This window comes from Membranihabitans marinus (assembly GCF_021729155.1).
GTDB classification, from domain to species: Bacteria; Bacteroidota; Bacteroidia; order Chitinophagales; family Saprospiraceae; genus Membranihabitans; species Membranihabitans marinus.
On record NZ_JAJQYA010000030.1, the window covers coordinates 39,368 to 60,273 of the forward strand.

20 protein-coding genes are annotated in these 20,906 nt (G+C 37.0%); 13 read left to right on the forward strand and 7 right to left on the reverse strand.

Features of this window, described 5'->3' with window-relative positions; all coding sequences use genetic code 11:
* Window positions 1-5: 5 nt before the first annotated feature.
* The 5 genes from LVD51_RS15775 to LVD51_RS15795 form a co-directional block, all read right to left on the reverse strand.
* Window positions 6-1,685 (reverse strand): SulP family inorganic anion transporter, encoded by a 1,680-nt coding sequence (locus LVD51_RS15775; protein WP_236972323.1) that lies wholly within the window; start codon window positions 1,683-1,685, stop codon window positions 6-8.
* Between the two features lie 152 nt (window positions 1,686-1,837).
* Window positions 1,838-2,176, reverse strand: coding sequence for a hypothetical protein (locus LVD51_RS15780; protein WP_236972324.1), 339 nt, complete (start codon window positions 2,174-2,176; stop codon window positions 1,838-1,840).
* Between the two features lie 374 nt (window positions 2,177-2,550).
* On the reverse strand, window positions 2,551-3,351 hold the full coding sequence (locus LVD51_RS15785; protein WP_236972325.1) for a sulfite exporter TauE/SafE family protein: 801 nt from the start codon (window positions 3,349-3,351) through the stop codon (window positions 2,551-2,553).
* A gap of 99 nt (window positions 3,352-3,450) precedes the next feature.
* Entirely contained in the window at window positions 3,451-4,134 is a 684-nt protein-coding gene (locus LVD51_RS15790; protein WP_236972326.1) for a uracil-DNA glycosylase family protein, read from the reverse strand.
* Between the two features lie 9 nt (window positions 4,135-4,143).
* Window positions 4,144-4,500, reverse strand: coding sequence for a hypothetical protein (locus LVD51_RS15795; protein ID WP_236972327.1), 357 nt, complete (start codon window positions 4,498-4,500; stop codon window positions 4,144-4,146).
* Window positions 4,501-4,709: 209 nt separating this feature from the next.
* Between LVD51_RS15795 and LVD51_RS15800 the strand changes: the two genes are divergently transcribed.
* Together LVD51_RS15800 and LVD51_RS15805 are read left to right on the forward strand one after the other, a co-directional pair.
* Entirely contained in the window at window positions 4,710-5,228 is a 519-nt protein-coding gene (locus LVD51_RS15800; RefSeq protein ID WP_236972328.1) for a DinB family protein, read from the forward strand.
* A gap of 40 nt (window positions 5,229-5,268) precedes the next feature.
* The gene (locus LVD51_RS15805) at window positions 5,269-6,282 is read left to right on the forward strand and encodes a Gfo/Idh/MocA family protein (RefSeq protein ID WP_236972329.1); all 1,014 of its coding nucleotides are present in this window, start codon (window positions 5,269-5,271) and stop codon (window positions 6,280-6,282) included.
* A gap of 20 nt (window positions 6,283-6,302) precedes the next feature.
* On the opposite strand, the gene LVD51_RS15810 is transcribed toward LVD51_RS15805, so the two are convergent.
* Together LVD51_RS15810 and LVD51_RS15815 are read right to left on the reverse strand one after the other, a co-directional pair.
* Window positions 6,303-6,947, reverse strand: a complete 645-nt coding sequence (locus LVD51_RS15810) for a class I SAM-dependent methyltransferase (RefSeq protein WP_236972330.1) — start codon at window positions 6,945-6,947, stop codon at window positions 6,303-6,305.
* 22 nt (window positions 6,948-6,969) lie between these two features.
* Window positions 6,970-8,499 (reverse strand): SulP family inorganic anion transporter, encoded by a 1,530-nt coding sequence (locus LVD51_RS15815; RefSeq protein WP_236972331.1) that lies wholly within the window; start codon window positions 8,497-8,499, stop codon window positions 6,970-6,972.
* A 439-nt stretch (window positions 8,500-8,938) separates the two neighbouring features.
* Here LVD51_RS15815 and LVD51_RS15820 point away from each other — a divergent pair, with 439 nt between their 5' ends.
* From LVD51_RS15820 to LVD51_RS15870, 11 genes are all read left to right on the forward strand, one after another.
* Window positions 8,939-9,901, forward strand: a complete 963-nt coding sequence (locus tag LVD51_RS15820) for an ArgK/MeaB family GTPase (RefSeq protein ID WP_236972332.1) — start codon at window positions 8,939-8,941, stop codon at window positions 9,899-9,901.
* Entirely contained in the window at window positions 9,883-11,526 is a 1,644-nt protein-coding gene (locus tag LVD51_RS15825; protein WP_236972333.1) for a M23 family metallopeptidase, read from the forward strand. The genes LVD51_RS15820 and LVD51_RS15825 overlap by 19 nt, the downstream gene beginning before the upstream one ends.
* Window positions 11,527-11,694: 168 nt before the next feature.
* Complete coding sequence (gene trxA, locus LVD51_RS15830) at window positions 11,695-12,015, forward strand: thioredoxin (protein ID WP_236972334.1); 321 nt, start codon at window positions 11,695-11,697, stop codon at window positions 12,013-12,015.
* Window positions 12,016-12,093: 78 nt separating this feature from the next.
* Window positions 12,094-13,023, forward strand: a complete 930-nt coding sequence (locus LVD51_RS15835; protein WP_236972335.1) for a DUF58 domain-containing protein — start codon at window positions 12,094-12,096, stop codon at window positions 13,021-13,023.
* Window positions 13,020-13,766 (forward strand): PPK2 family polyphosphate kinase, encoded by a 747-nt coding sequence (locus tag LVD51_RS15840; protein WP_236972336.1) that lies wholly within the window; start codon window positions 13,020-13,022, stop codon window positions 13,764-13,766. The genes LVD51_RS15835 and LVD51_RS15840 overlap by 4 nt, the downstream gene beginning before the upstream one ends.
* 6 nt (window positions 13,767-13,772) lie before the next feature.
* Window positions 13,773-14,162, forward strand: coding sequence for an RNA-binding S4 domain-containing protein (locus LVD51_RS15845; protein ID WP_236972337.1), 390 nt, complete (start codon window positions 13,773-13,775; stop codon window positions 14,160-14,162).
* Window positions 14,147-15,082: a hypothetical protein gene (locus LVD51_RS15850; protein ID WP_236972338.1), complete on the forward strand. Its 936-nt coding sequence runs from the start codon at window positions 14,147-14,149 to the stop codon at window positions 15,080-15,082. Before LVD51_RS15845 ends, LVD51_RS15850 begins: the two co-directional genes overlap by 16 nt.
* A 42-nt stretch (window positions 15,083-15,124) precedes the next feature.
* Window positions 15,125-15,967, forward strand: coding sequence for a hypothetical protein (locus tag LVD51_RS15855; RefSeq protein WP_236972339.1), 843 nt, complete (start codon window positions 15,125-15,127; stop codon window positions 15,965-15,967).
* A gap of 3 nt (window positions 15,968-15,970) precedes the next feature.
* Entirely contained in the window at window positions 15,971-16,957 is a 987-nt protein-coding gene (pfkA, locus tag LVD51_RS15860) for a 6-phosphofructokinase (protein ID WP_236972340.1), read from the forward strand.
* On the forward strand, window positions 16,957-17,274 hold the full coding sequence (gene cutA / locus LVD51_RS15865) for a divalent-cation tolerance protein CutA (RefSeq protein WP_236972341.1): 318 nt from the start codon (window positions 16,957-16,959) through the stop codon (window positions 17,272-17,274). Before pfkA ends, cutA begins: the two co-directional genes overlap by 1 nt.
* 95 nt (window positions 17,275-17,369) lie before the next feature.
* On the forward strand, window positions 17,370-20,639 hold the full coding sequence (locus LVD51_RS15870; protein WP_236972342.1) for an amidohydrolase family protein: 3,270 nt from the start codon (window positions 17,370-17,372) through the stop codon (window positions 20,637-20,639).
* Window positions 20,640-20,906 lie beyond the last annotated feature (267 nt).

Sequence of the window (20,906 nt, forward strand, 5' to 3'; positions counted from 1 at the left end):
CAACTTTATGCGTGCTCTAACAACATATTAGATTTTTCCTGTTGCTTAATAAACTCAACACAATCTTCAAAATGGATAAACATTTTGTCTTCCAAATGCAATTCTGGAAACAATTTTATCCGTTTCAATTGATCGGCCACTTTATCGTTCATCCCTGTAAAGTATACCTTACCTCCTTTACGCTTTATTTCAGCAATAATATCTTCTAATGCATAAATTCCAGATTGATCGACAAAAGGCACTTTCTCAAACCTAAATATCATATGATCAATTCCTTTGACTTCATCTAAAAACTTCTTTAAGGTAGAACTAAATCCGAAAAAGATGGGGCCATATAAATGTTTTATGTAAACCTTATTTAAAAACTCAGAACTCAACTGTTTCTCGTCTTCCCAAACCCTCTCTATTTTATTGTCCGCTTCCATTTGATCTAAATTCTCCACAGTAGTTTCCTCTTCTGATATTTCACTCATTTTCTTCATAAACAAGAAAGTAGCTAGAATCATACCTATGGCAACAGCTTGAAGTAAATCTACAAATACAGTGGCCACCAATACTATTAACATAATGACAGCATCAGACTTAGGCACATCCTTAAGGTGTCTAAATCCTTTGTAGTCAATGATACCGATTCCTACAGTAATCAAAATACCAGCCAAAACAGCCAATGGAATTTCTGAGGCGAATGATCCTAAGCCCAACATAATAACCAACAATAACACACTATGCATCATACCTGAAATTCTGGTTTTTCCACCTGCATTGATATTCACCACAGTTCTCATTGTAGCTCCAGCACCTGGGATACCTCCAAATAATGCTGCACCCATATTACCAATACCTTGTCCTAATAATTCCTTATTGGAATTGTGACTCGTCTTAGTAATATTATCAGCAACCACAGAAGTAAGTAAGGAATCGATGGCTCCCAGTGCAGCCAATGTTATAGCTGGAACAATCACTAAACTCAAATCACTTAATCCAATATTCAAAAAAGATCCTAATTGAACTTGAGGTAATCCACTGGGAATATTACCAATTTTAGGGACCTCCCATCCCAAAAATATAGTTACAATAGGCATCACAATGATAGCTACAAGTGTAGAAGGTACTTTTTTGGTAATTCTGGGAAATAAGTAAATGATAGCAATGGTTAAACCGGCAATTATAACTGCAGACACGTTAATATCGGTTACTGCTGTTTGAATATTGAGAATAATATCGGTTATCTTTTTGGGAGAACTCTTGCCAAAGAATGGAAATATTTGTAGTAATATAATAATTACACCAATCCCCGTCATAAAGCCAGAAACTACAGGATAAGGTATATATTTAATATACTGTCCCACTTTCAGCACACCCAACAAGACTTGAAATAATCCAGCCAACAAAAACGTGAGTAAGATTAGTCCCAGAGCTTGCTCCAAGCCACCATTTTCACTAATTAATGTAGCGACCAATACCGCAGAAACTACTGTCATTGGCCCGGTAGGCCCAGAAACCTGAGTATTCGTACCTCCAAATAATGCGGCCAAAAACCCTAAAATAATAGCTCCATATAATCCAGCTTCTGCTCCCATACCGGATTGCACACCAAATGCCAAGGCTAGAGGCAGAGCAACAACACCGGCAGTAACACCACCAAAAATATCGTCTTTAATATATTTAAAATTGAAAATTTTCATAGTTTATGTATTTTAATGACAATGGCTCAATGAATAAATAGCCATTGTGGTTAGTGATATATATAATTAGAAGGTATACCTAGAGAGGTATAATAGGCACATAGAGCCAACACCATTTAAAGTGCAGCCTACACGTATGAAACCAAACGGAATTATCCTATATATTCAGGAGGTGGTAGGAGTACTTGGGTTACAAATTCACAGAATGGACTAAAATCAAAAAAATTAGAGGATAAGATTTTTCCCGAAACATAAGCAGGAGCTTCGAGATCTACATAGTCATGTAGCAACTCTTCCTCTGCCGCTAATAGAGAAGCAAAGAGATTTAATTCTTCTACTTCTTCATCGGCAATTAAAAATACGAACTCTGTATTATTTGAATTGTTACTGACATTTAGAGTTAGGTAGAAAAAGGTAATGGCCTGACTGACCAAAACCAAAGCCATAGTGGCTGCGAAGAATTTACCTCCAAATTTCACAATTCTATTCATTCCATGATTCATCAACGGTGCAAAGTTAATATTTTCTCTGTCATGATCTTTAATTCCATGATAGTTTAAAAATGAATTAACATAAAAAATTAAAAAAAGATGTGAAAATCGCAAAAAAAATTCCCACAGAAACTGTGAGAATTTTGATGGACTACAATAATTCATGGTTTAAAACTTGCTAGAGAGTACCAAACTAGAACTAATCTTTAATATTATTACTGTCTATCATATTTACCAATAATAATATATAAACGACTTTCATAGTTCCTTTTATATAATTTATTTTTTTATTTTAAAATTTTTTTAATAATTTATCGACATCACAGAGATTAGCTTCATGCAACCCTCTAACAACCAATATTTTACAACACATCTTAATGAGATAAAAAATACAATTCACTCATAAAAATCAACAATCCCGTCACCAAAGTAAACCATCCAAACCCTTTGCGAAGCACTTTTCCCGGCAAATTTTTGCCGCGATTAGAGCCGAGAAATATTCCCAATACTGCTACTGCAGTAAATGGTATTAGAAAAGACCATTGAATATTCTGGTGACTCACATCGCCCAGAAATCCTATTAAAGACTTAGCGGCGATAATAAATAGAGAAGTTCCGATAGCCTTTTTAAAAGGAATATTGGTTAAAATTACCAATGCTGGAATAATGAGAAAGCCTCCTCCTGCTCCCACTAATCCTGTCAATATGCCGACCAATATCCCTTCCAACCAAATAAAAAAATATTTATAGGGGGAATCTTGTAAATTTCCAACCTTTGATTTCGAAGGAGTTCTTATCATACTGTAGGCGGCAGCTATCATAAGACCGCCAAACAATATCATTATTGCAAAATTTTTAGTGATATGGAAGGAGAAAATATTGAACAAATGATCTGGCAGTAAGGGTATCAATTTATATCTGGTGAAAAACACAGAAATCACAGCGGGGATGCCGAAAATAATAGTCGTCTTAAAATCAACCCCACCGCGCATGGCATATTTAATTCCTCCAACCAATGAACTGGTTCCTACAATAAATAAAGAATAGGCCGTCGCCAAAACTGGATCTAATTGAATAAAATAGACGAGAACTGGAACAGCTAGAATAGAACCTCCCCCTCCAATAATTCCAAGTACAAAACCAATTATCAAAGCAAATACAAAGCCTATAACCATCTTAATCCAATTTTCTCTAAAGGTATTTAATCGATGTACAAGGAAATTGTTTTCATAAAAAACAATCAAGAATTTATATTAATAAATAAAAACGTCAAACTATCGACAAAGGTCGTCGATACAGGTTAAATACATATCAATATACATTCCTAAATTTTTTCTCTTGTATTGCATTATCCACCGAGGGTGAGGCAATGTTATGATCTGGTCAAACCATTGGTGAGTCTTATTCCATTCCTTTAATATTTTATTGTTTTTTCCCTGCCCTATACATACGGCAGCAGAAGAATAAGCAGCACCCTTAATTTGACTGTCTAAAGTTGTCATCACAAATTGGGTTATTTCTTTAAAAACCTCACTATCATCGTAATAATTAAAATTTTTATTATTCTTCAGTAAACCCAGTGGACAGACAGCAGTAAAATAATGTTGTTTGTAAAAATTTTCAACCGAACCATATTCTTCCAGGACAGTATAGATAAATTGAGAAGATAATTCATGTTTTTTGGGAAAGGAATTGGAAATACCACAGGCTATCTCCAAATTTAGAGGATCTGTAAAACCAATTCCAGTCATACCAGAACCCCAGCGACCTGGATTAATACCAAACCAAAAGTATCGCCGTTCAGTATCCCCATAGTATTTATCGTAAAACAACTTCATGACGCGTTGTGTCTCAGGCTGTCGAATATTCATTATCCATTCAATTTCAGAGGGCAAATTTTGAGGAGGATGGAGGTTATTGTAAAATGTCATTACTCTATCACCAAATATATTTTCCATTATCATCACTTATTGAACATAATCTTGTCTTTCTACCAAGGCACAATAGTCATTTTCTAATAAAATATATCCTTGATCATAGCAAAAGTAATATATATGTCCTTTTTGAGTCTTATATATATTGGTAAAGTAATTAAAATCGAATTTAGCTTTAAGCAGGGTTTTACGATGAACTCTTGTTTTACCTGTGGGATTGAGGGATTTCAATATCCTCCTATTCCGACCTAAGATTCTATTAATCTGACGTACTAGATTGTTTTGGCTTCTATTGAGTTGATTGTTGTAGGTAGACCGACAATCCGCATCACAATATTTTTTATCAGCACGCCCTATTAGAATTTTTCCACATTGTAAACAATTGGCCATAGCACTATCCATTTTTTTAAACGAAACGACCAGTTATTACAATATACAAATTAAATTACAACTATTTAAGTCCTTAACAATCAATTCAGTGATGTATATATCTTTATAAAATTCATTTTTGGCTAAAATATTTATCTTACTTTTAGGATTTGAAGCGAATCAAAAGCTTCCCAACAAGAATATAGTTTTAGGTTTAAACTAAAGACAATATGATTTTAAGACTCATTATTTTTATTTCTTTTATTTCCACATACATGGTAAATGCACAAAATTTTGTTGCTGATGCAACGACTAAATGGGACAATAGTTATGAATACATCATGGAAATTGCCGAAATCATGCCCGATGAATTGTATGATTTTCGACCTACTGGAGAAGAAATGAGTTTTCAAGAGCAACTCATTCATATGGCTGGCAATATGGTTAGGCTATCACATGCTTACCTCAGCTTTTCCGAGTTAGAACCACCAGAAAGAATAAAGGCTGAAAATGCCGATCCCAGTGAGGTAAAACAGTATTTAAAAGCCGCTTATTCGTTTTCCCGATCGGCGATAGAGAGTCAAGATGAGACTAGTTTAAATAAAATGGCAAATAACTTTTTTGCTGGTCCAAAATCAAGAAGACAAATCATTTTTTTAATGAATGACCATCTAGCCCATCACCGAGGTCAAGTCATTGTTTATCTCAGGCTCAATCAATTGAAGCCCCCCTCATATAAAGGGTGGTAACCAAAGTATATTAATTTAATCAAGACCAATTCTTTACCACATGAAGACATTAGAAACTGTAAATTGGGGCATTATAGGTGTAGGTGATGTTTGTGAAGTAAAAAGCGGACCTGCCTTTTCAAAAATTCCGCATTCCAATTTAGTTGCCGTTATGCGTCGCAATGGAGACTTAGCTAAAGACTATGCCCGTAGACATAATGTACCCATGTGGTTTGACGATGCAGCCGCATTGATCCATCATCCCGACATCAATGCCATCTATATCGCCACTCCTCCTCACATGCATCTTCACTATACCGAGCTTGCCGCAAAAGCCGGAAAGCCAGTTTATGTTGAAAAACCAATGGCTCGAACCTATGAAGAATGTAAAGCCATGACTAATATCTGCAAGCAATACGACCTTCCTTTATTTGTCGCATACTACCGCAGAATGTTACCCCATTATCTCTATGTAAAATCACTGATCGATGACCAAGTTATTGGCGATATTCGATATGTGCAAATTCAATTAATTCAATCCATCAATGAAAATGATTTAGATCCAGGCAAACTAGAAAAAAATTGGAGAATCGACCCAGATATTGCCGGTGGAGGCTATTTCTATGATTTGGCTTCTCACCAATTAGATTATTTGGATTATTTATTGGGCCCCATTCATCAAGTTAGGGGGTTACACAGCAATCAAGCCGGTCTATATTCAGCGGAAGACATCGTATCGGGACATTTTGGATGGAATCAAAATATTATCGGTCAAGGCATTTGGTGCTTTACTGCCTCAAAAAATGCACAAAAAGATGTTACCACCATTGTCGGTAGCAAAGGCAGTATATCATTTTCTTACTTCTCTACCACTGAAGTGATTTTAACTAGTGAAAACGGTGAGGTGAGTCGTAAATCATTCGACCAACCTCAACATATACAGCAACCTTTGATCGAAACCATAGTCGATGAATTGCGCGGCAAAGGTCAATGTCCAAGTACGGGTGAATCGGCTACTAGAACCAATAGAGTAATGGAAGATTTATTGAAACAGGGATTGCATTTTAATCAATAATTTTCTTAATCGATATGGAATTAGCTATTCCGCTTTTTCTTCCATATAAATACGCGCTCGTCGTCGGTCTTTAGTCGCTTCCAGTGATAGCGTTTTTCTATATAGTCTAAAGTCTTTTCATGATAAAAGACAACATGGGTAAAATCGCGAGTATAATGCCATGATTTAAACTGTTTAGGAGTTTCCCAAAGTGCTGTCATCATAACAATATAGCCCCCAGGCTTAACCAATTTATCGATAATTTTAAGCTCTTTCTTCGGTTTGAAAAAATGCTCAAAACACTCCGTAGCAAAAATAAAATCATATTCCTTTAATTTTATCCCCTTGGGATAGAATATAGGATCATAATCATAGGTTTTAATTCCGTATGTAGTTAACAATTTGGACAGCGTAGGCCTGTAACCACATCCGTAATCTAGTCCATTCATGGAATCGTCAATATAATCCAAACTCGGTTGAATGGCCCGATTTAAAAACTCTACATATCCGGGAAATTCTTGGCCATTGTCGTGAGACAAATATCTTTCTTTTTCACTTTCTTGGTCCGGTAAATGTTTTTTATCAACAAATATCAAAAAACAGTTTTTACACCAATAGTATTTTCTCTTATCCTTACCTACAACCGGCTGGATGGCTTTTTTTTCTAAACAAAGTGGACAAGACATAACCTAAATATATTTTATGAAATTAGATTTTATCGACCATGACCTTGTAGGTAGGATCTTCTATCACGTTAACGTCTATTAATGCGTCTGCATTTTTGATCAGCTTGCGACAATCATTACTTAGATGCTTTAAATGTACCTTTTTTCCTACTTTTAAATACCGTTCTGTCAATTTATTTAAAGCGTCAATAGCAGACATGTCTACTACTCGACTCTCTGAAAAATCAATTACGATTTCCTCAGGATCATTTAAAATGTCAAATTTACTTGCAAATATAGCAGTAGAACCAAAAAATAATGGTCCATATATTTCGTAGTGTTTTTTGCCATTGTCGTCAATATACTTTCTGGCTCTAATGCGCTTGGCATTATCCCATGCAAATACCAATGCGGCAATAATGACTCCTACTAATACAGCCAATGCTAAATTGTGCAAGAATATAGTGACTACCGCCACAGTAATTCCAACAAATAGATCTGCCGTCGGTATTTTCCCTATCATTTTAAAACTTACCCATTCAAAGGTTCCTATTGCAACCATGATCATTACTCCGGTCAATGCCGCCATAGGTAATTTTTCTATTAAACTAGAACCAAACATTATAAATACCAATAGCATAATAGCTGCCACAATACCGGACAACCTGGCTCTAGCCCCAGAAGAAATATTAATCAAACTCTGTCCCAACATAGCACATCCTCCCATACCAGAGAAAAATCCAGACAAAATATTAGCCGTACCTTGAGCCACACATTCCTTATTGCCGCGACCCCGTGTCTCAGTAATTTCATCAATAATATTTAAAGTCAATAAACTTTCAATCAAACCTACTCCGGCCATAATTAAGGAATAGGGTGCAATCAATATTATCGTTTCCAAATTAAATGGAACCATTGGAATATGAAACGGTGGAAATCCTCCTTCTATGGAAGCCAAATCTCCAACAGACTTGGTATTAATACCAAAAAACATCACTATACCGAAAACAACTAATATAGCTGCTAGAGAAGAGGGAACAGCTTTAGTCAATTTGGGCAATGCCCAAATAATAACCATAGTAACCAATACCAATCCCAATATTATATAGAGCGGACTACCAGTCAACCAATCGCCTTCTTCGTTTTTGAATTGATCGAGCTGAGACATGAAAATGATGACAGCCAATCCATTGACAAAACCATAGACTACAGGCTGGGGCACTAATCGCATAAATTTACCCAGTCGAAACACTCCAGCCAAAATTTGCAAAACACCTGCAAAAATCACAGTGGCAAATATGTATTCCGGTCCATGACTGATGGATAATGAAACTATAACCACCGCCACAGCACCAGTTGCTCCCGATATCATACCTGGACGTCCACCGAGAATAGAAGCCACCAATCCCATCATAAAAGCGGCATACAAACCCGTCAATGGAGATAGTTCAGCCATAAAAGCAAAGGCTATGGCTTCAGGGATCAATGCTAATGCAACGGTAAGTCCCGCTAATATCTCAATTTTGTAATCTACTTTTTGAGAAAAATCGAATAAGTTTAAAACTTTTTTCATCTTTAATAATTGCTGTAAACGATATTAAATTACCTTATTGACCCTCTTAATTTTAGACCTAATTTTAGGTTATTTTTATATTTAAATTTCACTTTAAATACCATGTATTAGGGTCTTCTAATCAAAAGGTTAAAAATCCAAGCTGCAAAAGTAAAAAATTTTGACTAAAACCATATTTATTAATGATTAATTACGCAGCTAAGGCATTAAATACTAATTATTAAAACAAAATATTCTAATTGAGAACAACTTGAGTTTCAAAAATCAATGTTTTTCAAGAATTTATAGGATTCAAAATCCGTTGATAATCCAATACAATTACCTACTCAATTGCCATAAAAACAAATTGAAAAACAAGAGTTAAAACCCAATACCCGTATTAAATAAATTTCGTGGAATCATTACTCATATAGTATATTTTTATAATATTTGTAATTAAATGAAACGGCAAGCAATTATCGACATAAAAGAAAAACTAATCCGTGGAGATCGCAAAGCTCTATCCAAGGTCATTACCATGGTAGAAAGCAGTCTGTCCAAGGATAGGGATTCCGTAGCACAGCTGTTCGATTTACTGCTTGATGTCAGGAGGCAAAGCGTGAAAATTGGCATTACTGGCTCTCCTGGTGTGGGCAAAAGCAGTTTTCTCAATACCCTCTTGCAACAACCCTACTTTATGAACAAGACTGTTGCCGTCTTAACTGTAGATCCCTCCAGCAGTTTATATGGAGGAAGTATTATGGGAGATAAAACCAGAATGTCTGATGTCATGGACATGAAAAACATTTTCATTCGCCCCAGTCCGTCTAAAGGCGATCTCGGTGGGATGAATACTAGAACATGGGAAACGGTTAAAATATGTGAATATGCTGGCTTTGATTATATTTTTGTAGAAACGGTAGGGGTTGGTCAATCTGAAATAGAAATCACCCATTTAGTGGACCATGTATTTATGCTGTTGCAACCTGGTTCTGGCGATGAAATCCAAGGAATTAAGAAAGGAATAATGGAAGTAGTCGACAGTTTTGTAATCAGCAAATCCGATTTAGATAAGGATTTGGCTCATCAATCACAACAACAACTCAAAAATATAATAGGACTAATATCCAGTACTGGCAAGACAGGTAAATCCATCTATAAGGTTTCCAACTTGAGTGGTGAGGGCTTTGCCCCTATAGCGAAATCCATTGCTTCGATACAGAGTAAAGACACGGAAGATTATTCGTATTGGCTAAAAAAACAATGGCAGCAATGGATCTTAGAACAATTTACTAATCATCCGGCAATAGCTGATATTTCAACTCAAGTCATCGACCAAGTTAACCGCGGAGAATTATCCCACACCGATGCCCTTATTAAACTCCAAGAAAAATTCATTCAAACATGTTTCAAAAAATATTAAGCTTTACTTTATTCTTCATCTTTATTCAGGTATCGGCCCATAGTCAATCAACTCCGTGGATATCACCTATTCAGGGTCAAGTACTATTATCGGGGACTTTTGGGGAATTGAGGGGAAGTCATTTTCACGGAGGCATTGATATCAAGCCCAATATTGGGGGACATCAACCTATACTAGCTGTCGCCGATGGCTATATACAAACCATAAAAATCAATGGTGGATCATATGGCAATGGACTTATCGTCGCCCATAAAAACGGGATGAAATCCCTATATGGTCACATGAATCATTTCGAAGAAAAAATAGACTCTGTAGCTCGGTCTATACAGCAAAGAGATACTAGTTTTGCCATCAATGTGGAGTTGGATTCTACCGTACTACCAGTATCTCAGGGTGATGTAATAGGTTATATGGGAAACACAGGCTATTCTTTTGGACAACATCTTCATTTTGAGGCACATAATCGGGAGGGAGACATCATCAATCCCCAACACCTCATCCCGGCATTAAAGGACGATAAGAGTCCATTTTTTAAAAATCTACGAATTAACTACTTGGATGCCAATGGTCGAGAATACAAAGATAAAACCCTCCGAATTAACAATCCCAGCCCGGGAAAATATGCCAATACCAATATTACTGTCAATGCTTTCCAAATTTCATTAGCCATAGAAGTAATAGATTTACACAACTTAACCCATAACAAAAATGGAATATACAGTTTGGAAATGTATGTCAACGATTCCTTGTATTTCGCTACGGCATTTGATTCATTGACCGCTACCCAACGAAAATATTATCCCAGCCAAATCGATTATTTAACCAACGAGGAAAGATCTACTCCCCTTTTGCTTCTAAAAGAATATACGGAGATCGATCAGATGATAAAACTCAATCCACACCGTCCTAAAAATATAAAAATGATTGCCACTGACTTCCAAGGCAATACTTCTACATATACCTGTGATATTCATCAGCAGGATCCTGTAAAAATCGATTACCAGAAGATCTATAACTACCTCATAGAACCGGGGAAAAACAATAAGATAAAATTAGATTTATATGAAATAATATTCCCCAAAAATACCTTTACTCATCCCAGTAAACTATATGTTTTTGAAGAAATGAATATAACAGACAATGAAGAACAATGGCTTTTGCATTTGGACAAGGACAAGATGCCCCTATACCGTGATTTTGTAATCTCTTTCAAAGATAATCGCAGCTTGGAAGAAAAAGCAAAATGGACATTAGCTCAATACAAAGGAAACAGTATACGACCGTTGATACATACCGTTAGAAAAAAAGATAGTTTTATAGCACAAGCCTCGTCATTGGGGGACTTTACCTTGGTACAGGACACTATTCCCCCCACAATTGAAAAATTTCACGCGACGAGTAATCGATGGACTTTTACTTTAAAAGACAATTTATTTCCCTTTTCTTCCTTGACCTATTATGCCAAAATAGACGATGAGTGGACCCTTATGCGAGAAGTTTACAAAAGCAATCAACTCATTCTCGAAGGAATAAATAAATTGGTGGATGGACAACAACATCTATTTACCTTGCGCGTCATAGACAATTGTGGCAATGAATTATATTTTGAAAAGTCGATACAGTAAATTTTAGAATAAAAAAAATAAAGTTATTACACACACAAACTACTCAATAACAGTTATTTAAACTATAGCATCGAGGAATAATTCAATCTTTTGAAAACCTTCTGGATAAATTATGCGTTAAATCTTCGATATTTGTACATATTTTGGAAATTAAATAAAAATTTTAAAATGGCTTTCGAATTAACAGATACAAACTTCCAAACTGAAGTTTTGGAAAAAGGTGGCTTAACCGTTATTGATTTTTGGGCAGAATGGTGTGGACCATGTAAAATGATCGGTCCAATCATTGAAGAACTGGCAACAGATTATGATGGTAAAGCTCTGATAGGTAAGGTTAATGTTGACCACAATCCTGACTTATCTATTAAATACGGTATCAGAAGCATTCCTACAATCTTATTTGTGAAAGATGGAGAAATCGTTGACAAATTGGTAGGTGCAACTACGAAACAAGTATTAGCTGGAAAAGTAGAACAGCATTTATCTTAAAATATCGAGATAAAAGTAAAATATAGAAAAGCCTCTTACAGTTGATTCATGTAGAGGCTTTTTTATATATTTGAAAGTATGGGATCAATAGAAAAATACGCATTACACAGTGTTGAAAACTTTGAATTACTTGCTAAGCAAGTGGTTGAAGGTTTTATCATTGGTTTGCATCAGAGTCCTTATCACGGATTTTCTGCCGAATTTGCAGAACATAAACTTTACAATCCTGGTGAGACTACGAAAAATATAGATTGGAAGGTCTATGGCCGAACCGACAAAATGTTTAATAAAAAATACGATGATGAAACCAATCTTCGATGTCAATTTGTCATCGATATTTCTTCGTCTATGGCACTTGACAATCGGCTCAAAGGCATGCAGAAACTGAGTAAATTGCAGTGGTCAGCACTGGGAACTGCCGCTATGATTTACCTTTTGAAAAAGCAGCGAGATGCCTTTGGCCTTACTTTATTTGATGCCGAGGTCAGTCAGCACACTCCTGCTTCAGGCAGTCTAAAACAAGCGAGATTGCTATTGTCTTATCTTGAAAAATTCTTCTCAGAAGAACCAGTCAAATCCAAGTCCACCGATATAGCCAAATCTCTTCACGAAATAGCTGAACGAATCAACAAACGATCGCTGGTCGTAATATTCAGTGATTTTTTTGACCATATGGATGAATTGGAACCCATTTTTGCTGCCCTACAGCATTTAAAATACAATAAAAATGAAGTCATTATCTTCAATGTAGTGGACAAACAAAAAGAGGTAGCTTTTGATTTTCCCAATAAGCCCATTCAATTTGTGGATTATGAAACCGGTGAAAAAGTAAAATTGCGACCCGGTGAAATAAAAGAATTATACAATGAACATATGACGTCTTTTATGAAAAAGCTAGAATTAAAATGTCTTCAGTTTGGGATTGACTATCAATTGGCGGACATCAATTCGGATTTTAACGATGTCTTACGGGCATTTCTTCTAAAACGAAAAAGAACGAGAATATGATTTATTTAGACAAAATATCTACAGAAGCTCCCAAAGATCTCAGCAAAAAAAAGATAAAGGAGAAAACCGAAAAAATGGCTGAGGAAATAGCTGAATTGCAAATCACCTTGTTGGCCGAACAAAAACACAGTCTATTGGTGGTCTTACAGGGCATGGATGCCAGCGGTAAAAACAGTTCTGCCAAAGCGGCCTTCGAACAATGCAGTCCAGAAGGTGTGGATAGTTATTCTTTCAAAGCACCCACAGAAGAAGAACTGCAGCACGACTTTCTTTGGCGAATACACAAGCAGGTCCCTAGAAAAGGATATATCCAACTCTTTAATCGATCCCATTATGAAGATATCTTAATCCAGCGTGTACATAAATGGATCACAGAAGAACAGGTTCATCAACGTATGCAAGCCATCAATGCATTTGAGACTCTATTACAACACGACAATCAAACCACGATTTTAAAATTTTATCTCCACCTCTCTCAAGAGGAACAACAAAAAGAATTGCAGGAGAGAATAGATGATCCGAGTAAAAATTGGAAACACAATGCCAATGATTGGGAAGAAGCCAAGCATTGGGATGAATATCGCAAAGCTTATGAATATGCGATAAATGAAAGTGTCATTCCATGGCATATAATACCTGCCGATAACGCCTGGTACAGAAATTATTTGGTGACAAAAACCATTTTGGAAACCTTACAAGGTTTGGATATGGTTCGTCCTACATTGAAAGATAGAAAGAAATAACCGGTCATGATAGAAACCCGAATAGACAAGTGGCTTTGGGCTACCAGAATATTCAAATCTCGTACACAAGCCAATACCGCTACCAAAAAAGGCCATATATTACTCAATGGTGACAAGGCAAAGCCTTCATCCACGGTCAAAGAAGGCGATGAATTATTGGTTAAAAAAAATGGATACAATTACGAATTTAGAGTCGAAAAAATAATTGACAAACGCGTATCTGCCACCATAGCAGTGAATTGCTATAAAAATATTACCCCAGAAGATGAATTAAGAAAATTTGACACCAACTACATCGGCAAGGGAAAAATAGAAACTAGGGAAAAAGGCTTGGGTAGACCTACCAAAAAAGACCGTCGTAGTTTAGATGAATTTAAGGGATGGGACGAATTTTAACCCCAATTCTATTTATTATTGTCATTCAGTATCTTTCGATTGATTCTACCCACAGTCAGACAGTAGATGAAGCCATGATCGAACAAATCCAAGCGGTGTTGATCATGGATTCCATTACCATTCGAGCATCGTCCACAGATGTTTCGTCCTTTATTAGGCGAAGCATGGAAGACAGTACTTTTTATTCCGCCTTTAAAAATTTGAGAACTGCCAACTATGATTTTGAATCCAACCTCCTATTTTACAGTAAACGAGGGGAAACAAAAACCACTTATTACTCATTGCGCAGGCAGGAAATATTAGATTCCTTAAGGCAAAATACAATATTAAAAGAAACCGTCCACCCCAAATATTATAAACGAAACGGTGAATTCAGATACTATACTGCGGTACTCTACAATAGACTCTTTCTAACGCCCTCTCCCACTCCTGTGTATATCGATAATTCCAAAGGCGAAGAGAGTTCAACTTCTAGAATGGAAGGCTATATAGAATCTTTAAAAAGACTGATATTCATGCCTGGTCATGAGGTCAATATACCATTGACTAAAGACAAATTCACTATATTTTCAGCCCCCCTAAAGGATTATTATGATTATATATTATACGTTGATACTTTGGAACAGGGAAGAGAAGTCTACACTTTTCACGTAAAACCCAAAGTCGATTGTCCATTTAACCAAATAGCCATTCATTCCTTGAAAACACATTTTGATAAAAAAAATTATCAAATTATGGGCAGAGAAATAGAATTAAAGGACAAAACACTTTTGTACTCATACGATGTAAAAATGAAAATAAATATTACAGAACATCAAAATAAGTACTACCCATCTCGAATTTCTTACCATGGCCAATGGAATATTCCACTTAAAACAGCCGAAATTTCTGATTTTTATTTTAATATTGTTGGTTTTTAAGAACAGGTAAAGACAAGTTGTCTCCCCATAAATAATTAATAAATGATTCTTATTCTTGAATGTGGGTCAACCAAAAGTGACTGGAGTATAATTTCTAAAAACGGACTTGAACAGCGTTTTACCACTCATGGTATCAATCCGTCTACTCTTTCTCTTGAATTATTAGAAGACCATATTCGTGCAGGAATAATGGAGATCAAAGATCCAAAAGCGATAGCCAAAATATTCCATTACGGTGCCGGAGTGTCGGGTAAGGAACAACAAAAAATACTAGAATCGATATTTGCCAAGTTCCTACCTGGTGTACAGATAGAAATCAACAACGATGTACTAGCTGCGGTTAGATCGACGATTGGTGACAGTGAAGGCATAGTATGTATTCTGGGTACTGGGTCGAATTCATGTTATTTTGACGGTGAAAAAATTGCAGCCAACTACAATGGTTTGGGTCACCTTATAGGAGACGAAGGCAGTGGTGTGGATTTAGGTATTCGAATGATAAAACTATACAATAGCAATTCATTGCCTAGAGAAATAGCCAGTGAATTGGACGAAGAACTACAAGATCGGTCGAAGTTTATTAATAAATTGTATAATCATCCCAAACCAAATCGATATTTGGCTACATTTGCTAAATTTGCAGGCAGTCATAGGAATTATCCAGTGGTAAGTGATGAAATTAAAGATGCTTTTTCATGTTTAATTAAAAATTATTTATCAAAATATCCTAAAATTGCCGTACTTCCCGTTAATTTTGTGGGTTCTATTTCTACGCACTTTAAGGAGTATTTAGTAGAAGTCATGGAAAGCAAAGGATATAAAGTAGGGAAAATTATTCTAAAACCAATGGTTGAACTGGAGTCATACCATAAAAAGGATTTATAGCTTATGAAAACACGAAATATAGACAGAATAGCAGTTCTTACATCTGGTGGAGATGCACCGGGAATGAATGCCGCCATAAGAGGTGTAGTTAGAACAGCTGCCTTTCACAATAAACATGTCTATGGAATATACGGAGGATATGAGGGCATGATTAAAGGATCCATTAAGCGTATTGAAACCAATGATGTGGGGAATATTATCCATCGCGGTGGAACTATGCTTAAAACGGCGAGAAGTAAGGACTTTTATACTCCAGAAGGCCGACAACGCGCCTATGAGTCACTTCAAGCACACGACATAGATGCTTGTATCGTTATTGGTGGTAATGGAACTTATACTGGAGCAGATGTTTTCTCTAAAGAATTCGATTTCCCCATGATGGGCATTCCTGGAACCATTGACAACGACATTTTCGGAAGTGATTTTACCATAGGATTTGATACTGCATTGAATACAGCAGTAGATGCTGTAGACAAGATTAGAGATACGGCAGATAGTCACAGTAGAGTTTTCTTTATTGAAGTAATGGGGCGACATTCAGGTTATATAGCTTTACATGCTGGTATCGGAAGTGGAGCGACAGGAATACTGATTCCCGAAGCAGATAAAACCATTGAAGAATTAGTGGCCCAAATTAAAAAAGGTCATAAAAGAGGTAAGCTCTTTAGTTTAGTGGTAATAGCAGAAGGGAATAAAAATGGAGGAGCCACAGAAATTGCAAAAGCAGTGAATGAATTATATGCAGAAATAGAAACCAAGGTATCTATTATAGGTCATTTACAACGTGGAGGAGCACCTTCATGTCACGACAGAGTATTGGCCTCTAGACTCGGAGCTGCAGCAGTTAGAGCTTTATTAGAAGGAACATACAACAAAGCTGTTGGCATTATCAATAATCAAGTAGTATATACGGAATTTGAAAAAGCCATTAGCGAAGCCAAAAAACCAAAACAATCACTTATTCAAATGGCTGAAATACTATCCATGTAATGAAAGCCAATACCATCCTCATCATCTATACGACTATTGACCGTCAATCTACTGGTCAAGAATTGATTCGTACTTTATTGAATGAGAGAATAATAGGCTGTGGATTGACCACCCAAGCTAATAGCCAATACCATTGGATGGGTGATATAATCTCTGACAAAGAGTGGGTGTTGTGGATGAAAACCATATTGCCCCTAAAAGAAAAAGCCATAGACCGGCTTGGGGAACTCCATCCCTATGATATTCCCTGCATCCTCAACTACACAGTGGAAGCAAATAGCTCTTACGTAGAATGGTTGGAACAGCAGGTAGAATAATAGGGAAATAAGAAAAACTAATAGAGGATTCCCATTGATGAGGATGGATTTATATTTTTTATCTTTGTTTTTTTTACTTTTTAAGCGAAACCAGAATGAAGAATATAGTACTCTTATCGTTGTTGTTGATATCCATCCAATCTGGCTATACCCAATCAGACACTTCTAAATGGAATGTCAATAAGCCACCATTAAATTTAACGACTCATACCTATACATGGACAGAAGGGACTTGGATGGATATTGACATTAGTCCTGATGGATCCACAATAGTTTTCGATATTCTGGGCGACATATACACCCTACCTATATCAGGAGGCAAGGCCACTCCGATTAGGGAGGGATTTTCTTGGGATATTCAACCCAAATACAGTCCTGATGGAAAAACCATCCTCTTTACCAGTGATGCCGGTGGAGGGGACAATATATGGATGATGGATAGCGATGGGAAAAACCCACATATGGTTACCAAGGAATCGTTTCGCTTATTGAACAATGGCGAATGGATGCCTGATGGCAATTATTTTGTAGCGAGAAAACATTTTACATCAGGTCGTTCTTTGGGTGCTGGAGAGATGTGGTTGTATCACAAAGAGGGCGGAAAAGGTATCGGTTTGACTACGAGAAAAAATGATCAACAAGATGTCAACGAACCCAGTGTTTCTCGAGATGGAAAATACCTATACTACAGTGAAGATGTTTACCCTGGAGGAAGTTTTCAATACAATAAAGACGTCAATAAAACCATTTATTGCATCAAGCAATACTCGTTTGAAGAAGGGGAATCCAAAACATTAATCAGCCTATCAGGCGGTGCTTCTAGACCACAAATTAGTCCCGATGGTAAATATCTGGCCTTTATCCGACGAGTGGACAATAAAACCGTCTTATATAAATATCATATTGAGTCTGGCCAAATGTATCCGATCTACGACGATTTGTCTAAAGATCAACAAGAAGCTTGGGCCATTTTTGGCACCTATCCCAGTTATGATTGGACTCCGGACGGAAAACACATTGTGATATGGGCCAAAGGAAAATTGTTTAAGATTGATGTAAACACCTACCGGGCAAGTGAGATTCCTTTTGAAGTACATGCAGAAAAACAAATAGCGGAAACACTGCAATTCAAAAACAACGCATTTGACACGGAATTTACCGCAAAAGTGATTCGCCATGCCATCACTACCCCAGATGAATCCACTCTAATCTTTAGTGCTTTGGGAAAATTGTGGTCAAAAAAACTACCCAATGGTCGTCCACAGATCCTCCTAGATACAGAAGCTTTTTTATTCGAGCCCGCCATTTCCAATGATGGGAAAACCTTAGCTTTTGTGAGTTGGGACGACAAGGAGAAAGGGAAACTTTGGACCATGAGCTACCCCAATGGGCAACCCAAAGCCATAACCAAAGCAAAAGGAATTTATCGGACTCCAAAGTTTTCTAATGATGGCAAAAACATAGTTTTCAAAAAAGAAAGTGGCAATATCCACCAGGGTTATACGTACACACAAAATCCAGGCGTATACCTAATAGATACAGATGGAGGTGAAGTCAAATTGATTACTGAAAATGGGGATTTTCCAATGTTTTCGGCTGATGACAAATATATTTATGTTCAACAAGGCGGCTATTTATTTGGCAGTACCACTAAGAGTTTATACAGAGTATCCGTTGACGGAGGACAAACAGAAGAAATTCTCACATCGAAATACGCTCAACGAATTGTTCCGAGTCCAGATGGTCGATGGGTAGCTTGGTCGGAACTATACAAAGTCTATGTTGCTGCGCTTCCTCCCAATCATCAGCGTATAGATGTCGACAAGCCGAGCATTGCATTTCCAATGGCGCAAGTGGCACGAGACGCCGGCATCAATATTCATTGGTCGGTCAACAGTGATAAATTGTTTTGGATGTTGGGCGACCAATATTTCAGTGATTCATTAACAGAGCGATTTAAATTTTTAAATCAACAAGTAGATTCACTCCCTCCTATGGACTCCGTTGGAATATCTGTGGACTTAGAGGTCAAAAGCGATCAACCCAATGGAATATTAGTTCTTAGAAATGCTAGAATTATCACAATGACTCAGGATAGTGTGATTGAAAATGGGACCATCGTTATCGAAAACAATATCATTAAAAATGTAGGTCGATCGGGCAAAGTATCTATTCCAGCCAATGCCCATATCATTGACTGCAAAGGCAAGACCATCATGCCGGGCATGGTTGATGTTCACGGTCATTTGGGAGACTTTAGATATGGTTTAAGTCCACAAAAGAATTGGTATTACTGGGCTAATCTAGCCTATGGTGTAACCACAGCCCACGATCCTTCAAGCAACAGTGAAATGATATTTTCACATTCGGAAATGATTAAAGCAGGAGAAATGGTTGGTCCAAGACTTTTCTCTACTGGCACAATATTATATGGGGCAGATGGAGATTTCAAGGCTGTGATCAACGATATAGAAGATGCGCGATCAGCCATTCGAAGAACCAAAGCCTACGGTGCATTTAGTGTCAAATCCTACAATCAACCGAGAAGGGACCAACGTCAACAAGTGATCAAGGCAGCGGCAGAAGAAAATATTCTAGTCATGCCAGAGGGAGGATCCACTTTTCATCACAACCTCAATCAAGTAGCCGATGGACATACTGGGATAGAACACAATATTCCCATTGCCCCACTCTATGATGATGTACTTTCCTTTTGGGCCAGCAGTAAAGCGGCCAATACTCCTACGCTGATAGTCAGCTATGGATCTTTGAGTGGAGAGAATTATTACTACCAGAAATACGATGTATGGGAGAATCATAAATTGAAGCAATTCACCCCCAACTTTGTAATTGATTCAAGAAGCAAACACAGGACAATGGCTCCAGATGAGGAGTATGACAACGGACATATCTTGGTGGCCCGGACATTGAGTGAAATGCAAAAAAGAGGTATAAAAGTCAATCTAGGAGCACATGGTCAATTGCAGGGTCTAGGTGCGCATTGGGAATTGTGGATGTTGGCATCTGGAGGGATGTCAAACATGAATGCTCTGCGTTCAGCGACCATTAATGGAGCTGAATATTTGGGTATGAGCCATCAAATTGGAAGTATTGAAGCCAATAAATTGGCAGATCTTCTTATCCTCAACAGTAATCCATTGGAAGATCTTCACAATAGCAGAGATTTGGAATATACCATTATCAATGGACGGGTATTTAAATCAGAAAATATGGAGGAAGTTTGGCCCAGAAAAAATCCAAGTCCCAGCTTTTATTTTCAAGAAGAAGGAAGTGGGTATACCGGCACGCAGACCATGGATGAAATCCACAGTAGCATGCACCAATGCGGTTGTGGAATGCATTAAATTGACAAGTTTAACTACTGTCACAGTAATAATAATATTGTCTTTAAGGAAGCGTAGCCACTGCGCCTAGGTTAGACAGGCTACCATACCGAGACGTGATTGTTTTGATACATTACTATCGATTTACGAGGCAGTCACGCAAATTGTAGAGGCGCAAAATCTTGCGTCTCCCGAAACCACCTAATTGAGTCGCAAGGCATTGCGTCTCTACGTCCTCAAAATGCATTAAAATATCACATCTCGACACAATGAAATTTTCCATAGGAT

What these genes read in the sequence shown, in the direction of transcription:
- LVD51_RS15815 (WP_236972331.1), bottom strand. Translation starts at nt 8,499, where the DNA reads ATGAAAAAAGTTTTAAACTTATTCGATTTTTCTCAAAAAGTAGATTAC.
- pfkA (WP_236972340.1), top strand. Translation starts at nt 15,971, where the DNA reads ATGAAAACACGAAATATAGACAGAATAGCAGTTCTTACATCTGGTGGA.
- LVD51_RS15850 (WP_236972338.1), top strand. Translation starts at nt 14,147, where the DNA reads ATGGGACGAATTTTAACCCCAATTCTATTTATTATTGTCATTCAGTAT.
- LVD51_RS15800 (WP_236972328.1), top strand. Translation starts at nt 4,710, where the DNA reads ATGATTTTAAGACTCATTATTTTTATTTCTTTTATTTCCACATACATG.
- LVD51_RS15835 (WP_236972335.1), top strand. Translation starts at nt 12,094, where the DNA reads ATGGGATCAATAGAAAAATACGCATTACACAGTGTTGAAAACTTTGAA.
- LVD51_RS15855 (WP_236972339.1), top strand. Translation starts at nt 15,125, where the DNA reads ATGATTCTTATTCTTGAATGTGGGTCAACCAAAAGTGACTGGAGTATA.
- cutA (WP_236972341.1), top strand. Translation starts at nt 16,957, where the DNA reads ATGAAAGCCAATACCATCCTCATCATCTATACGACTATTGACCGTCAA.
- LVD51_RS15845 (WP_236972337.1), top strand. Translation starts at nt 13,773, where the DNA reads ATGATAGAAACCCGAATAGACAAGTGGCTTTGGGCTACCAGAATATTC.
- LVD51_RS15775 (WP_236972323.1), bottom strand. Translation starts at nt 1,685, where the DNA reads ATGAAAATTTTCAATTTTAAATATATTAAAGACGATATTTTTGGTGGT.
- LVD51_RS15790 (WP_236972326.1), bottom strand. Translation starts at nt 4,134, where the DNA reads ATGGAAAATATATTTGGTGATAGAGTAATGACATTTTACAATAACCTC.
- LVD51_RS15805 (WP_236972329.1), top strand. Translation starts at nt 5,269, where the DNA reads ATGAAGACATTAGAAACTGTAAATTGGGGCATTATAGGTGTAGGTGAT.
- LVD51_RS15810 (WP_236972330.1), bottom strand. Translation starts at nt 6,947, where the DNA reads ATGTCTTGTCCACTTTGTTTAGAAAAAAAAGCCATCCAGCCGGTTGTA.
- LVD51_RS15780 (WP_236972324.1), bottom strand. Translation starts at nt 2,176, where the DNA reads ATGAATAGAATTGTGAAATTTGGAGGTAAATTCTTCGCAGCCACTATG.
- LVD51_RS15870 (WP_236972342.1), top strand. Translation starts at nt 17,370, where the DNA reads ATGAAGAATATAGTACTCTTATCGTTGTTGTTGATATCCATCCAATCT.
- LVD51_RS15840 (WP_236972336.1), top strand. Translation starts at nt 13,020, where the DNA reads ATGATTTATTTAGACAAAATATCTACAGAAGCTCCCAAAGATCTCAGC.
- LVD51_RS15825 (WP_236972333.1), top strand. Translation starts at nt 9,883, where the DNA reads ATGTTTCAAAAAATATTAAGCTTTACTTTATTCTTCATCTTTATTCAG.
- trxA (WP_236972334.1), top strand. Translation starts at nt 11,695, where the DNA reads ATGGCTTTCGAATTAACAGATACAAACTTCCAAACTGAAGTTTTGGAA.
- LVD51_RS15795 (WP_236972327.1), bottom strand. Translation starts at nt 4,500, where the DNA reads ATGGCCAATTGTTTACAATGTGGAAAAATTCTAATAGGGCGTGCTGAT.
- LVD51_RS15820 (WP_236972332.1), top strand. Translation starts at nt 8,939, where the DNA reads ATGAAACGGCAAGCAATTATCGACATAAAAGAAAAACTAATCCGTGGA.
- LVD51_RS15785 (WP_236972325.1), bottom strand. Translation starts at nt 3,351, where the DNA reads ATGGTTATAGGCTTTGTATTTGCTTTGATAATTGGTTTTGTACTTGGA.